Annotated in this window: 14 protein-coding genes and 1 pseudogene; 3 read left to right on the top strand and 12 right to left on the bottom strand. The window is 58.7% G+C overall.

All coding sequences use genetic code 11. The features are described from left to right. Positions 1–49: 49 nt before the first annotated feature. The 5 genes and pseudogenes from PH551_RS22025 to PH551_RS33055 all read right to left on the bottom strand — a co-directional run bounded on the left by PH551_RS22025 (position 50) and on the right by PH551_RS33055 (position 2,626). Positions 50–367, bottom strand: coding sequence for a sunset domain-containing protein (locus tag PH551_RS22025; protein WP_285194971.1), 318 nt, complete (start codon positions 365–367; stop codon positions 50–52). Positions 368–484: 117 nt separating this feature from the next. Next, on the bottom strand, positions 485–859 hold the full coding sequence (locus PH551_RS22020) for a thermonuclease family protein (RefSeq protein WP_285194999.1): 375 nt from the start codon (positions 857–859) through the stop codon (positions 485–487). Between the two features lie 561 nt (positions 860–1,420). After that, a pseudogene (gene istB, locus PH551_RS22015) lies at positions 1,421–1,663 on the bottom strand (IS21-like element ISRel3 family helper ATPase IstB); the annotation flags it as partial. A gap of 482 nt (positions 1,664–2,145) precedes the next feature. Beyond that, complete coding sequence (locus PH551_RS22010; RefSeq protein WP_097597907.1) at positions 2,146–2,385, bottom strand: DUF2934 domain-containing protein; 240 nt, start codon at positions 2,383–2,385, stop codon at positions 2,146–2,148. Between the two features lie 25 nt (positions 2,386–2,410). Next, positions 2,411–2,626, bottom strand: a complete 216-nt coding sequence (locus tag PH551_RS33055; protein WP_483315442.1) for a hypothetical protein — start codon at positions 2,624–2,626, stop codon at positions 2,411–2,413. A gap of 256 nt (positions 2,627–2,882) precedes the next feature. On the opposite strand from PH551_RS33055, the gene PH551_RS22005 reads away from it, so the two are divergent. Continuing rightward, on the top strand, positions 2,883–3,122 hold the full coding sequence (locus PH551_RS22005) for a DUF982 domain-containing protein (protein WP_097601403.1): 240 nt from the start codon (positions 2,883–2,885) through the stop codon (positions 3,120–3,122). Positions 3,123–3,632: 510 nt separating this feature from the next. Here PH551_RS22005 and PH551_RS22000 read toward each other — a convergent pair. Both PH551_RS22000 and PH551_RS21995 read right to left on the bottom strand, forming a co-directional pair. Next, complete coding sequence (locus tag PH551_RS22000) at positions 3,633–4,655, bottom strand: PAS domain S-box protein (RefSeq protein WP_285194970.1); 1,023 nt, start codon at positions 4,653–4,655, stop codon at positions 3,633–3,635. Positions 4,656–4,742: 87 nt separating this feature from the next. Then, positions 4,743–4,976: a hypothetical protein gene (locus PH551_RS21995; protein WP_246721686.1), complete on the bottom strand. Its 234-nt coding sequence runs from the start codon at positions 4,974–4,976 to the stop codon at positions 4,743–4,745. A 351-nt stretch (positions 4,977–5,327) separates the two neighbouring features. On the opposite strand from PH551_RS21995, the gene PH551_RS21990 reads away from it, so the two are divergent. After that, positions 5,328–5,504 (top strand): S-adenosylmethionine:tRNA ribosyltransferase-isomerase, encoded by a 177-nt coding sequence (locus PH551_RS21990; RefSeq protein WP_285194968.1) that lies wholly within the window; start codon positions 5,328–5,330, stop codon positions 5,502–5,504. Here PH551_RS21990 and PH551_RS21985 read toward each other — a convergent pair. The 5 genes from PH551_RS21985 to PH551_RS21965 form a co-directional block, all read right to left on the bottom strand. Further along, positions 5,501–5,674, bottom strand: coding sequence for a hypothetical protein (locus PH551_RS21985; protein ID WP_285194967.1), 174 nt, complete (start codon positions 5,672–5,674; stop codon positions 5,501–5,503). The two genes, PH551_RS21990 and PH551_RS21985, sit on opposite strands and share 4 nt — an antisense overlap. Before the next feature lie 210 nt (positions 5,675–5,884). Continuing rightward, positions 5,885–6,100, bottom strand: a complete 216-nt coding sequence (locus PH551_RS21980; RefSeq protein ID WP_285194966.1) for a hypothetical protein — start codon at positions 6,098–6,100, stop codon at positions 5,885–5,887. Between the two features lie 271 nt (positions 6,101–6,371). Next, a complete protein-coding gene (locus PH551_RS21975; RefSeq protein WP_285194965.1) occupies positions 6,372–6,998 on the bottom strand; it encodes a response regulator transcription factor in 627 nt (208 codons plus the stop codon). A 51-nt stretch (positions 6,999–7,049) separates the two neighbouring features. Next, positions 7,050–12,998, bottom strand: coding sequence for an AAA family ATPase (locus PH551_RS21970; RefSeq protein ID WP_285194964.1), 5,949 nt, complete (start codon positions 12,996–12,998; stop codon positions 7,050–7,052). Positions 12,999–13,726: 728 nt separating this feature from the next. After that, entirely contained in the window at positions 13,727–14,350 is a 624-nt protein-coding gene (locus PH551_RS21965; protein ID WP_245362238.1) for a CGNR zinc finger domain-containing protein, read from the bottom strand. 65 nt (positions 14,351–14,415) lie between these two features. On the opposite strand from PH551_RS21965, the gene PH551_RS21960 reads away from it, so the two are divergent. Beyond that, positions 14,416–15,396, top strand: coding sequence for a DMT family transporter (locus tag PH551_RS21960; RefSeq protein ID WP_285194998.1), 981 nt, complete (start codon positions 14,416–14,418; stop codon positions 15,394–15,396). The last annotated feature ends 6 nt before the right edge of the window (positions 15,397–15,402 follow it).

Below are 15,402 nucleotides of genomic sequence, written 5' to 3'. Positions count from 1 at the left end.
CTTCCAGAAATGGAGGCCGCTATGCAAGTGGCCTCTTTGTCTCCGTTCGCTAGGATTTCGATTTTCGCCAGCCGGCGGCCCAGGCTTCGAATTCCGAGCAGAACCACCGTTCTCCATACCTGGGGCTGATCTTCGTCTGCTCGTAGTATTTCTGCCCCGGCACGTGGAAGATGCGCTCGCCCGTGTCGATAGAGATGTTGCCCTTGATCCTGCACGATTGGCCGGAGCCGCCAGAAGCGCTCCATGAGGCCAGCATGTCGCTCGCGGTCCAGCCGCCGGCCGCACCAAACGCGACCGCGCCGATCACCAAACCCGGCGCCCTGAACAGCACCGGTCTCCTCTGCGGAAGGCGATAACCCTGACGCATGCCCCATCCCAGTCATTTCGCGCGAAGATGGTAACCGTGCTGGAGCACGACGAATATCTATCCAAAAGGCTTATGGGGACCTGCTGGCTCTGCGAGCGCTGGGGTAGGGCTCGCCAGCTAATCACACCAGTCGTTTCGTTGCTTCGGGCTCCATGCGCGCGCAAATCCTTCCCGAAGCAGCTTCTTCCCGATCTCTTCACCGTTCGTTCTGTAGATGTAAACGAGCCGCCGGTGCGATGGCGTACGATCCACCGCGCCGCTGAAGACGACCCTCAATCCCTTTTCAGCCAAAAGCTCGTTCAGCCTTCCCTTGGAGATCAGCGCCATCTTTCGTTCCTTGAGGCACTTCGCGTGGCTCCCGATCTCCGGCGTATCGATGCCCGAGACGAACGGAACACCTTCCGCCAGCAGTCGCATGTTCTGCCCATCGCATTTCACCGTGTCGCCGTCGACGGCCGTGAGCGAGGCGCAAAGGATCAGCCCAGCAATCATTTCAAATTGCTCCGGCTCTTGATCTCGTCCCAATAGGGGTAATGCTCGAAGCACCACCAGCGCGTTTCAACGGTCTTCGATTGGGAAAAGCCGAAGCTTCCCCACTTGGCGCAACCGGCGACACTGCAATAGTGCTCGGCGGACGTTCGCCCCCGGCGCCGTCGAATGTCCTTCAATGCTCGTTGCGGAATGATCCCCTCGTTCCATTTGGCTGCCGCCCGCCAGGCCTCGTGCTCACGTTGCCTGGCAAGATCCCGGAAGAAAGGCATTGTCTTCGCCGCAACTTCCGACCCACATTTCGTGCAAACGATCCGTGACGGGGCGTCGTAGACTACTTTCGCATTGCCGCCACATCCGCACTTGGTCAGCCGCGGCGTCGTATCTCCCTTCCGGTCCGGCTGCCACCGCATCAGTCACCCTCCACATAATAGCCGAACCTCAATTTCCCCGCCTTCGTGCCGCAGGTGGCGCATCTCAGATGCCGCTCGATCTCGCTGATCAGATGTTGCTGCATGCTCCGCGGCACAGCCTTACGATCGAATTCCCTCTGCTCTCCGCATGCAGGATCATCGCACCACGTTCATATCGCGCGTTGACGAGCTGAAAGAAGAGATTGCCGCCGCCCTGAACGACCAGCAGGTAGCCGATCTCGTCGACAATCAGCAAGCTTGGCCTGCAGAAGAAGCGAATGCGCTCCTGAAGCCTGCCTTCTCGTTCGGAACGGGCAAGCGAACCAATGAGGTCGGCGAGCGTCGTAAAATACACACTCTTTCCGGCCTTCACGGCTTCGACACCGAGCGCTGTGTTCTTGAGCGCGCCGGTCTTCCAATTGGCCGCGCTCAATAGTCAAACGGATTGAAGATTATCCTTCGTCGCTCCTGTGTCGCTTTGGAAATTGCCTCCGCACGACCCGATGGTGTGGTTCGCAAGAGTGCAAGGTCGACTGAACAGGATCCGCGACGAATACGTCAGTCGCTCCGATCTCGATGGCCAAATCACATCGGCTGGAATCCAGCATCAAGGATCTTCGCGAAGAGCACCGGGAGACGTCGAAGGAAACCACCCGACGGCTCGATGCCATCATTGCGTCACTGGCGAAAAACAACGCCTGAGAAACATCGAAAGTGTGGGGCCGCACGGAGACATGCTTGGAGAGCACTTCACTGGGAATTGCTGCACGACCCGACTCTTAGGTGGGCGGATTGCAAAGAGGAAGGCATTCCGCTGCCAACAAAGCGGCTGATCAATGTATCTGAGACCAGTGAGGCAAGCCGCTGGCCGTGGGATCAGCCGGCCTTGGCGGGCGGCGTGAGCCAGCCGTCGCGTGGCAGTTCCGGCCGTTGCGGCTTCGGACGGAACTTCACCAGCACCTCGCGCCCGTCGACGGAGGCCTGCGTGCGTTCCAGCGCGTCCCGCTCGGCGACTGCCTGGCGCCAATGTTCGCTGTCCCGGCCGTCAGGGCGGCCCTGTTCTTCCCAGATCGCATAGGCCCGTTTGCTGATCCACTCATGGCGTCTGTCGCTCATCTATCGAATCCGTTCGTGAAAGGCGTTATTCGGCAATTCTGTCCGGCAGAACAGGCGCGCGGCGCTTGGCTGCCATCAGCAAATCGAGTTCGATCGAGGAAGGCCCGAAACGGGTGAACAGGCTCTCGGCCTGGTCGCTGCGCAGTGACCTTCCTCCCGCGATCCGATGAGCTAACCTAGTTCTCTGCCTGCAGTTCCCGTCCGCTGGCGGACAAAAGAAGGGGGATAGGTGGAAGCTGATGGGGCTTGGAGGGTCAGGTATTGTTGAAATAGGGGCGTCGGCGCACACCTTCATCCTTACAAAGTTCGGCACGGCGGCAATGGGGTGGGCGACCGGAAAATAGCGGCGGCTGACCAAAAAGAGGCCCGCCGAGACGAGGCCAGTTGTGATGTGGGAAAGAAGGGATCATGACGCCCTTCAAAATTTCGGTAGGATCGTCCGCTTGGAACAGACTTTCCTAATATGCGTTGTAGGAAGCCTGCCCACGGAGGACGCCATGATCAGCATCTGGGACGCGAACGTCCAATTGAAGATAGATGATCGTGTTCACGTCATCAGGAACGCTAGAGAGGCGGTCGCATTCTTGAAGAAATACTGGCCCGACAAGAAAAACGCGAGCTATGCGACAGCGTGGAAGGTATGCCTGGACGCGGCGCATGGCGTTGTTCCCGATACGGAAGCGCGATCTGCGTTTGAGGCTGCGGCAAAGGAGGCGGGTATCCTTCAACAAACTTGAGGTCGCTTCGTTTGAAGTGAGAAACTGGATAATGCCGCCATCGGCCATCATGCGGCCTTGGGCCGTGCGAAGCACCTCCGAGAGAACTGGGAATTACCTCCGCACGGCCCAACTCTGGTTTGGATCTCTAAGAGGACGGGCACGTCGCGAGGACCTTCCTCGCGCGGTCCAGTGAGCTAACCTAATTCTTTCTCTGCTGTTCCCGTACGATGCCAGACAAAAAGGGCCCCGTCGAAGCGGGGGCCAAGGCGCGCGTACGGAAAGATCGGATCTAGATAGCTGTAAACGCAGTAACGCAACAAAGTTCCACGACCAACGCATGGTCGTGGGAGAGAAAGCCCCGCGCGGAAGCGGGGCAGAAAGGTAGGGGGTGTTTTGATGCGCCACTTGTGCGTCGCGCAAATAGCTTGCCTATTATTATCTTTTTGGCAATAAACTATGCTATTGACAAATACATAATTTAAGAGACGGACGTTCATTATTGTTCATGGCCCAGCATTGGTCCAGACATTACATGATCGCGAGGCGCGGAAGCAAAAGCTGAATGGATACTCCCCCTGGCTTCCATGATCGCTGGATATCAATTTTAAGGCTCCGTGCTATCCTTTGCTCCAGGATGCTTCCAAAGCCAGACGGAGCTTGGGTGGGGTCCGTAATCGACGGTCCGTTCGCTTCAAGCCAAACCAATTTGATGGTGTCCGGCGAAATTGCAGTGGCGATCTGGACGGTACCCTCGCTGACAGAGAGCGCGCCGTACTTAGCCGCGTTCGTCGCGAACTCGTGAAACAACAGCGCCAGAGAGCTGATCTTCGCTGGACCTACCTCGACGTCCCCGCCGCTCAGCGTCCATTGCCGGTTACCATAAGGTGCAAGGACATTCGAGAGAAGCTGAAACAGCGTGGCTGACTGAACCTCGACGGCCTGTTCGGTTAGACTTGGCAGCGTTATCTCGTGCGCTCGGGCCAGAGCCATGAGCTTCTCTTGGGTGCTGGCGGCGAGATCGCCGGGCGTTGCTGCGGTCCGGGCACCGAGAGTGATAATGCTGCTGATGATCGCGAACAGGTTTTTTACGCGGTGATGCATTTCCCGGAGGAGCAGTTCTCGGTGTTCGGCTGCCCGTCTCCGCTCCGAGACGTCGCGGGCAATCTTGGATGCTCCGATAATTTTGCCATTGCCGTCTCTGATCGGGGAGATTGTCAAAGAGATGTCGATGAGTTCGCCGTCTTTGCGGCGTCTTACGGTTTCAAAGTGATCGACGCGTTCACCGGTTTGGATTCTGGTAAGTATGGCGGGCTCTTCATCGAGGCGATTATCCGGGATAACAAGGGTGATGGGCTTTCCTATTGCCTCGTCTGCGGTATATCCGAAAATTCTCTCGGCGCCTTTGTTCCATGTCGTGACAATGCCGGACAAGCTCTTGCTGATGATGGCATCATCTGACGATTCGATAATGGCCGCAAGAAAGGCCGCCGCATCATAAGCAGGCGGTGCAGGCTCGGCGGTAGCCGGTTTTTCTCGATCACCCAAACCCATCTTCGCCCCTGTCTGATGTTTGATAAAGCCATCTCTCACGGTCGAAGATTATAGCATATCGCATTGCCGTTCGGTCGAAATGAATCCTCAAGCGCGGCTGCAAACCCGCGCGATCAGCAATGCAAGCTCATCACCAGAAATAATGTCATAAGATTTGTTGTTGCCGTGAACAAAGACCTCCAGGGCGTCGAGCTGGTCAGCGTGCTCGCTCGCATATTCGATAGCTTGCCTGAGAGAATCGAAGGTCTTGTTCGGAGTGTGGATTAACCAGCTATGAACCGTGCACGGAGTCGTCGTATAGACAGAGATTTTGTCCATCATTGAACACCGGTCCATCTGTGATGCAATTTAGGAGATTAATATATACCCCTGAGCAAATGAGCAGACCAACCGCAAGATGCAATTTGGTTGCTAATTAGTTAACGAAAAAGCCCCGCAGCCTTGCAGGCAATTCCTTCTCCCGATATCTCAGAACCAAAATGCCCCGCAGTGTCACCGTGGAGGCCGTCAGCGAGGCGCACAGGTCGATATGGACACCCGGCTGCACGCGTTGGCGCTCCCGGACGCTGATCCTTCGAGCTTGAAAGACCCGAAACTGGCCGCTGCCGAGATCCTCGAAACGATGATCGGGGCGTTGTCGGCTCACGCTGCGCTTACCGCCGGAGCCCACGCGTGATCGCCGCTGATCACCTCGATCGGCAATCGGCCAGGCTGTTCGTCGTTGAGGCGGAAGGCATGATGCGCGACCTGCCGCGGGCTCACCTCTGGACGTTATTCGATCCTGGCGATCTGGTTGTCGCCAACGACGCCGCGACCTTGCCTGCCAGTCTACACGGCACGCATCTCTAATGCGGAAAGGCGATCGAGATCCGCTTAGCCGGCTGGCTGTCAGCTTCCGCTCCAGTCCGCTTCATGGCGATTGCCTTCGGCTCCATTTCGAGCTGTTGCGCGCCTTTGCTGACGACGGCCTGCTCGCCAGCGCCTCCGCAGCTCTCACCGGATGCCGCTACCGCGCGCATGAATTCGGCGATTCTATGCTGCCCAATCGGCAACCACTGCTTTATCGGCGCGAACCTTCTCCCTCAGGCCACTGATCGTCGAGCATAGCTGCACATGCTTTTGGGGTTTTACTTCGACCACCGCTGATGCCCTCTAGAGTGTCAGCGCCCTCTATCGTCTTCTCGTCACAGTCTATAGGACGAGCGGTAGGCTAGATGGCGATCGAACAGTTACTGTCGTCTTCGATCGCGGTGCTCCCCGTGGGCAGGCGCAAGGATAGCATGGGATTCTGAACGGTTCAGCATGTTGACCAATTCTTCGCCCTCATCGGCGGTAAGCATGTCCATAACGAAGCCGTGGACGAGAGCTTTCCGGTCTGAAACCGTATCGATTACCGTCCAGTAGATGTTGAGGTTCTTCTGCAGGGCGTATCTCTGGTGTTGCATGGATGATACCTTTCCTCGATCTTTCGGTTACTCGCGTTGCATCAACATCGATGACGTCCGTCCATTGGTGGGGAGGCGCGGACCCGACGCAGATTCTTGCACCGAGACGCGATAACGTGCGTCCTGTCTCTGCATGTTTTTTCAGCTGGTAAGAGGATAGAGCCGACGGGCTTCGGAACGTATTGCCGAATGAGATAAGCGACCAGCCGAATTGGCACCCCGACTATCCACCCGTGGCAGACGCCCGATACTTTGGTCTAGATATGTGAGCCTACCTGACCCACGCCGGCTTCGTCGTCAATCCGAGGCTGTCCGCCATCCGGACCAGGTCAACGAGAGATCTCGCCTGCATCTTCTGCATGACGTGGCCGCGATGAACCTTGACGGTCACCTCGCTCAGGCCCACTTGAGCAGCGATTTGCTTGTTGACGCTGCCCGCGACCACCAGATTCATGATCTCGCGCTCGCGCGGCGTCAACGAATCATAGCGGGACCGAAGCTCGGCAATGAGCGCGACTTCCTGCCTGCGAGCGCAATCGCGCTCGATCCCGGCATAGGCGGCATCGAGCAATTCCTGCTCGCGCAGCGGCTTTGTCAGGAATTCGATAGCGCCGGCTTTCATCGCCCGCACAGAGATCGGAATGTCGCTGTGGGCACTGATAAAAATGACCGGAAGCTCAATTCCAAGGGAAGGGAGCATGCTCTGAAATTCCAGGCCGCTCCGCCCCGGCAGCCTTACATCGAGAATGATGCAGCCCGGAACGTCAGGGCGCTTACTATCCAAAAATTCCTGGCTGGACGCGAATGTCAGTACCTCAAGTCCAACCGAGCGCAGGAGATCGCCTAGGCCTTCGCGGACGGATGCGTCGTCATCAATGATGTAGACAATCTCCTTCATCCATGTCCCCAAGTTTTGCGCCGGTCAGGCGGCGCCCCGGACATGGATCAATTATTTCTCCTCGGTTGGCAATGTAAACTGAAAAATGGCACCGTGGGGCGCGTTTGGCGTGGCCCAGAGTTGGCCTTTGTGAGCCTCTATGATCGAACGACTGATCGTCAGGCCCATGCCCATACCCTTGGGTTTGGTACTAAAGAACGCCTCGAATATATCGCCGATCTTCGCCGGGTCGAGGATAGGGCCGCTATCGAGGACTGCCACTAAAACGGTGTTGGGTGCTGCCTTTTCAGTGCTTACGATGAGTTCGCGCGCTCCTTTTGGCATCGCCGCCATCGCGTCGTTGGCGTTCATGATAAGGTTCAGGATCACCTGCTGGATTTGCACTTGGTCCCCTACGATCTGGGGCAAGCCGTCGGAGAGGTTTGTACGAAGCGACACCGCACTGCGTTCAAGGTCCGTGGACACCAGGGCTATCGTCTCGGACACGATATCGTTGATGTTCAGCCGATCCCTGCGTTCGGGTGATTTCTTCGCCATTGCCCGAATCCGGTCGATGACCTCGGATGCACGAAAAGCGTCGCTGATCATGCGCTCGATGGCGCGACGGGCGGAGACGATGTCACGGGGATCCGCGTCGAGATAGCGAAGGCAGGCATTGCCGCTGCTGACCAGCCCGGTGAGCGGCTGTCTGACCTCGTGGGCGATGGAGGCTACAAGTTCCCCCATAGTGGTCAGCCTGCTTACATGGGCAAGTTCTGCTCGCGCAAGCTGAATGGCATCCTCGGCCTGCCTGCGGTCGGTGATGTCACGCGCCAGCGAAAGACGAAACCATTGCTCTTCCTGTCGGAATTTACCGACGCGAACCTCGACCGGAAACGTTGTTCCGTCCTTCCGCCGGTGGAGTGTTTCGAAAGTCATTGGGTGTCCTGCGTCGACGCGATCCACCAATGTCGCAAGCGCCTTTTCGTCGATAGCTCCGTCAAAGTCGCGCGGGTGCATGCCAATCAACTCCTCCCGGCTGTAACCGAGGCTTTCACAGGCTTGGCGGTTGACGTCTATGACGGTCAGATCGTCGGTATGGAGGAAAAAGGCATCGGTGGCATGGTCGACGAAGGTCCGAAAACGAGTTTCGCTTGCTCGCAGCCTCTCCTCTGCTCGCTTGCTCTCGGACAGGTCGAGCACGAAGGCCACGACCTGGCTCCCGGCCCCCTCGAAACTTGCCTCACCGATCATCACGGGTACGTGACCGCCGTCCTTTCGCTGGTACACCTTTTCAAAGGGGCGGACGCTGCCGGTCACTCTGAGCTCGGCCTCGGCCTCGGCGTCACGTTCGCGCCATTCCGGCGGTGTCAGCTCTTTATCGAGGAGCTGACCCGCCAAGAGTTCGTCACGGCTGTAGCCCACCATTTGCAGGAACGCCTCGTTGGCCTCGATTATCCGACCTTCGATGTCCCGGATAAAAATTCCGATGATGTTCGCTTCGACAAGCCGGCCTATTCGCGCTTCACGCTCTGCCAGGTCGTGGTAAAGTCCGGTGATTTCGAGCGTGCTGGCGGCTTGCGAGGCGATGAGCTTCAACACCGGAATGCGCCCCGGCGCGAAGACACGGCCCGCCAGAGTATTTTCCAGATACAGCGCACCGATCAGCTTCGCGTGATTGATCAGCGGCAAACAGAGAATGGATCTGGCCGCACGATGGCGGATATAGGGATCGGCCGCAAAGGCGTTTTCAGCCGACGCATCGTCGAGGCTGACGATTTCCCGCATACGCAGGACGTAATTGAGAACTGATTCCGGCATCACGCCGGCGACGGGCTCATTACGCAACTCTATGAGTACCGCTTCGCCGCGGATCGTCGCCTCAGCGGCAATCCGCGGTTCACCGCCGCGCGACAGGATCAGAAGGCCACGTTCGGCTCCCGCCTGCTCGACGGCCATTCGCAGCACCGTATCGATCAGCTTCTCGACAACGATTTCGCTGGAGACTGCTTGCGACACCTTGATAACGGTGGCGAGGTCGAGATGCTCGAGCGGCGCTTCGATCGTGCTTGTTGCAGCAGGTGCCGGTTGCCCATCCCGCAGTTGGGGATAGGCTTCTTCGAGCTGCCGGACCTTGCCGTCGGCTCCCCAACTGAGATAACAGCGACGGGCGCTTTCAAGATACAGGCGAGCAATCTGATCGAAGCCGCGCGCCCGGTAAAAGGCGGAAGCGCGCTCATACGCGATCGCTTCGTCGTGTGGGAGCGCGTGCGCACGCGCCAACTGGATCGCCTGTTCATAGAGGCGCTCGGCTTGCAACTCACGGCTTCCCAAGCGGGCGATCTCTGCGCCGAGCAATGTTGCGCGGCTTGCGAAATTCTCCGGGCTGTGCGCGGCCCAAGTGTCGAGTTGCCGGCGATGAGCGCGTAGGGCCTTGCGACAAAGAGCTGTTTCAGTCGTCGATCCTTGCAAAGCAGAGGCCAATGAAAGGCCGGTGTAAAAGTGATATTCCGCCCGCTCGAAAATAGCGGGAGTCATCCAGAGGAGGCTTTCTGCTTTCGCCGCTGCCGAAAGTGCTGTGAGGGTATCCCCGGCAAATACACATGCCTGTAGCTTGCGGATCCAGTACAGGCAACTGCCCGGCTTGCCGTCGGTCTTAAGTTCGAATTGCTGCTCGTCGAACCCTTCATCGTTGAAGCATCCGAAGATCGGCGTCAGCCCGCGAAGCGTTCGGATGAGTTGGAGCTGCCCGCTGATGAAACCGACGGCGACTCCGAAGCCGGCCTGACGCGCGAAGTCCAGGCCGGCTTCCGCATCGCGCTGGACCTGTGAGAGGGGCTCGCCAGCGGCCAGAAGATAGGTCACAAGGTTATTCCGGCTTAAGACGGCGTAGGTGAGATCGCCGACCTGCTGTGCCGTTTCGAATACGCGCTGCGCAAGCGCACGGCCGGTGCGGACATGACGCGATGATGATTTCGCAAGGTTACCGAAGGCGAGGTAGACTCGTGCCTTCAGGCGTTCCATTCCAGGCTTTTCCGTCAGGTCCAGACCGAGCAGGCCGAACCGAAAACCGGCTTCATAGTTGCCAAAATAGGGCCCGAGCACCGTGCCCACAGCAGTGAAGGCATAAGGCGATGTGTCGCTGTTGCCGTGCTTGAGGCTGATGTTGCCCATTCGCCCGATAACGAGACAGCGCAGATTCTCGTTGGTAAACAGGGCCGGAGTAACAAGTGAAGTCAGAACGTCCATGGTCGCGAGCGCGACCGGGTCCGCCATAGGGGGCGAGTTAAGCAGCGTTTCGATAGGGCGGCCCCCGAGTTGTCGCCAAAGCCGCGCGTATTCCTGGCGCACTTGGCTCCTGGTCGGGTGGGACGACCACGAAATGCCGACCCGGCGCAGGTAATCGAGGCCGAATATGATGGCCTGATCGCTCCGACCCAGGCTCATGAAAAGGTCGACGCGCAGGCGCGTGACGCGGGCAAGATCGGCGAGGCTGGCGGCTCGGCTTGCCAATTCCGCGAGGCGGGCCTGCGCCTCCGCCGGTGCCCCCGTCAAGAATTCGCATTCGGCCCTGTGGAGTTCCAGGGCGAAAGCGAGTTCGTATCGGCGCTCCCAGGCATCGTGTGGCAGGTAAGCCGCACCCGTGCCGGCATAAGCCAGCGCCGATTCGTATGCAGCCGACGCCTTGGCGCGGCGAGTGGCAAGAAGGTTCAAGTCCGCGAGACGCTCGCGCTCTTCACCGGGCGCGATGAGCGCGCCGCCGCAGTTGAGTTGGCCGACAATCTCGAAAATATTCTCCTCGAGTGCCTGCGGCGGTCTATGCTTCAGCAGGAGGCGGCCAATGGAAAGATGTGCTGCCGCCCGCTCATCTTCAGGGATCAGCCCATACGCGGCCTCCTGAACACGATCATGCAGGAAGCGGTAAGATGAGCCCTCTTCAAGCAGCACGAGTCCGGCCCGCGCCGCGGCCCAAAAGGCTTCATGAACCGCGTCGTGATTTTCGCTCCTGATCAGAGCCAAGGTATCAACCGCCGCGTGATTGCCGAGACACGCCAGCATGTTCAGGGCAGCCTGTGTGGTATCGGGCAGGCGCCGCAGCTTGCTTAGCATAAGATCCACGACGTTATCGGTATAGCCTTTCGCTCTTATGCGATCGAGATCCCAATCCCAGTGCGCCTGTTCGTGATTGAATTCGAGTAGGCCTTCGTCCGGCAGCGTGCTCAGGAACTGGAGCGCGAAGAAGGGATTGCCTCCGCTTTTCTTGTGCACTAGCCGCGCAAGCGGCTGGGCACGCTTGCTTCCGCAATGAAGAGCGTCGGCCAGCATCCGGGTCAGATCTTCCAGCCTGAGCGGTGTCAGTACGATTTCATGCACTTGGCCACCGGCCCTCCGGATCGCTGTCAGCCGGCGGATCAGCGGATGGGTGGACGATACTTCGTTGTCGCGATAGGCGCCAATGAGCAGCAGGTGACGCATATCCTGCTGGGTGCACAAATCTTCAAGCAGATCGAGCGTTGCTGCGTCCAACCATTGGAGATCGTCCAGAAACAGCGTAAGCGGATGTTCTGCTGTGGCAAACACGCGCAGCAGGCGCCTGATGTTCAAATGGAAGCGTCGTTTGGCATCCTGAGGCGGCAGATCCGCAACCGCCGGAAGCCGGCCGATGAGAGATTCAAGTTCCGGAATGAGCGTTACCAGCAGCCGACCGCCCGCGCCCAGCTCTTCGGTTAAAGCAGCGCGCCATGGCGCGAGTTCCGCTTCACTCTTGCCCAGCAGCACTCGGACGAGGGTTTGCAGGGCCTGCGCTAGGCTCGCATAAGGAATGTGACGCTGGTTCTGGTCGAATTTGCCGGAAGCAAACAGCCCACGTGACGGCACGAGCGCGCGGTGGAGCTCATTCACGACCATTGATTTGCCCACGCCGGCATGACCCGAAACCAGCACCAGCGTCGGACCAGCGCCCGCCACGGCCCGGTCGAATGCGGAGGTCAGGGCGGCGATCTCGCGTTCGCGACCGTAGGGCCGCTCGGGGATGACCAGTCTGTCCGGCACATCGCGCGTCCCGAGCGGAAATTCTGAGATCCTCCCATACTTCTCGCTCTCGACGAGGGCACGTCGCAGATCCGCCTCTAGCCCGGCGGCCGTCTGGTAGCGTTCCTCTGCGTTCTTGGCGAGCAGCTTCATCACGATTGCCGAGACAACGCCTGGTAGCTCTCTTGCACGCTCGGACGGCGGCACCGGTCGCCTGGCAACGTGGCAGTGCACCCATTCCATCGGCTCCGAAGCAGTGAACGGCAACTGGCCGGTAATCATTTCGTAGAGCGTGATGCCGACGGCGTAGAGGTCACTACGCGAGTCCACCGATCGGTTCATGCGGCCGGTCTGTTCGGGCGACATATATGCGAGGCTGCCAGCAATGACCTCAGGGGGCTCGGCGGCCTGGCGCTCACGAGAAAGATGCGATGCCACTCCGAAGCCCGTGAGTCGAACCCGTCCATCCGCCTCGTCCGCCAGTATATTCGCCGGCTTGATGTCCCTGTGAATGAGGCCGCATCCGTGAGCCTTGCCGACTGCCGCCGCAATGCCCCTGGCAAGGCGCAGAAAGACAGTGAGTTCGCCTGCCATGCCATGGCTGTGCCGTCCGATCAACTGCGGGAGGGGCACGCCGCCGCAATCTTCGAGGACGAGCACGCCACGACCATTTTCCGTGGTGAAATCCAGCGGTTTGGCTGCCCACTCCCGGTCGAGTTCGTCTTTCAGGCGATACTCGTGGGCCAGTCTGTCGAGGCTGGTTCGATTGGGATGTTCGGCTGCAAGCTGCACCCTCAGAACGGCTTTTGATGCGCCGTTGCCGCTCCGGATCAGCTCTCGTGTAAAGATGCGATCGCCGTCACTCCAGGAGGATTGTGGCTCGTGGTACCTAAGGTCGGTCGAAGTTTGCTGGCCGATGGAAGCGAGAGCGCGCTTCCGTCCGAACATGTTCTTCCTGGTCTTCTGCGCATCTTTGACCGTGTCGTCCATGGCACACCGCTCGCTTCGATGCTGCCCGCATACCATCGGAGGTGCAGGCATCGCAGATCCAATCAAGCTTCACCGACTTTCCTCTCATGTCAACGAGCCTATGCTTCGGATTATGAGGCGGTCGCAGCTCTGCTGATCTTCGCGACTGAGGTTCCAGTGCCTGTTGTTAAGCCAGTTCCGCGAAGAGCAAAGCTGCGGCAATGCGGTTTCATGCTATAAGAGGCGCCGCGCCGGCAGGGGTGAAGGTCTTACGGTCAAGCAAAACGCCGGCGCGGCAAGTCGGCCCGTGATGGGAGGGCGTTTCTTTTAGGGCCGTTGCAACAGTAACTCTGCCTGGAGCGCCCTCGCCATTATGCCAAAGTATATTTGTTTAGCCCTTTCGCACGATTTCCTAAACCAGACCAATTATGCCGTAAGTATCAGATCGCGGCCTTGAGAGCAGCACCGTCTCGATCCCGAGTTTTGACATCTTCTTCGCGGTCGCCGGCCCGACGCCGTGGAACCGGAGAGTGGCGGTGAGAAGGCGTTTGCCTGCCTACAGCCATGGAACCAAAGATACCGCCGTCGGCCGGCCGAACGGGAGCTCAACGCGCTTCAGATGGCGCGCAATATGCTCGAACGCGTCGGGGGAAGGCGCCGCAGCATGTTCCTGGTCACTCGCGCCTCCGTCAATCTGCCGATCTCCGGGGCGCTCAAGGCTTCCTATACTGATGAACTCACCGCCATCATCAACGGTCGTCGCCGTGCGCGCGAAAACGCTTCACTCGGCTGTGTACCCCGCAACTTGCCTCCGAGCACCATCGCCGCCGGCCACCCTTTGAACGATCAAGGAAGAGCCAACCGCAGTTATCGCCCTTACACTCACGCACGCGACGGCGGCCGCTCCGGTTGGTCAACAGATCAGTAGCAGCGATAGCGAATAGGTGAAAAATATCGGACAGATCGTCAAAGGGGAGTGCCCAGACGAAGTTCTGATTCGACTTTAGGAGGGTCTGTCTTGCGCGGCCTGCTCTCGCCATTTCTACCACTGTGCTCAATGCTGGCTCGGGATAAGGAGCATCGGTATCCTCGGCAATGAATAGGGTGTAGATAGTTTCTCTAAGCCTTATCAAATTCGCCAGGGCGTCTTCTGCCTTGCCGGGATCGACCGCCGCGCGTTCCCTCAAACTTGCCAATCCCCTTGCATCGATGAGCTGAAGCCTTTCAACGAACGCCAGCACGTCATCGAACGACCGCAGGAAATCGGGCCCCCAACGGCCGCGGCGGCTGTCGAGGGTGTTTACCAGTTCAAGGGCAGGATGGCCGCCGCTCAGACGCATGTCGAATATTGATGAGGCCATGGTGCGGAACAAAAAGCAGGTCGCCAGATTGTAACGATATAAATAATGTTTACTCGTTACAGAGCAAGGGCCCCTCTATGTCTCCTCGCAAGAACATGATCAAGTTCCTCATTGTTTGCCTCGTCTGGGGTCTGACGTGGATCGCCGTCAAGACCGGTATCGAAACCGTGCCGCCGATGATGTTCGCGGCGACAAGGTTTCTTTGCGCCGGCCTTCTGCTCTCAGGCTGGTCGCTGCGGTCCTGTCGCATATCGTTTGCGGCCGGTGAAGATTTGGTCAGGCTTGTCATTGCAAGCCTGTTGATGATCACACTCTGCTACGGTCCGCTGTTTTGGGGTATGCAGTTCGTTGCATCCGGGACAGCTGCCGTGATCGAAATGTCGCTTACGCCCTTGGCTCTGCTCGGGTTCGGAATGTTGCTGGGGGAGGAACGATGGAGTGGCGCCCGAGCCCTTGCGATGATCATCGGCATGATCGGCCTCTCATTCCTGTTTTCACCCACAGTCGAATTTTCCAGCCTCTCCGGCACAGCCGGCATTGTTGGACTTCTTGCGATCAGCTGGAGTGCAGTATCGTCGGCCTGGGGATCTGTTTTGGCCAGGCCGCTTATCACCCGTTACGGCAGTACCCTCGTATCCGGCTGCACGACACTCATCGGAGGTGGAGGTCTGTTTTTGAGTTCACTGGTCTTCGAGCCCGAAGCAACCGCAAGTCTGCAGACACCGTGGAATTGGCAGGCAGTCGCGAGTTGGCTGTTCCTCGTCCTCTTCGGATCGCTGATCGGTTACAGCATCTATCTTCAGCTTATTCGTGACATCGGGCCCGCCCGGGCGGGCAGCTTTGCGTTCGTGTCGCCCATCGTTGCTGTCGCCGTCGGCGTTATGATCGCTGGCGAGGCTTTGTCTGCGGCGGGAATGTTCGGAATGATCCTGATGCTAATGGCAGCAGCCATTTGTCTCTATGGGCACCAGGATTCCTCGAGAAGTGCCCGAATCGACAATGTCGAGTTGGCCGACGGGAGAGCCTTTAACCGTCGCTGTAGAACGTTGATGCGATAGGCAGCA

Source organism: Rhizobium atlanticum (genome assembly GCF_030182485.1).
Taxonomy (GTDB): Bacteria; Pseudomonadota; Alphaproteobacteria; order Rhizobiales; family Rhizobiaceae; genus Rhizobium.
Note: the sequence above shows the minus strand (reverse complement) of the source record. Positions and strands in the feature narration are given on the sequence as shown.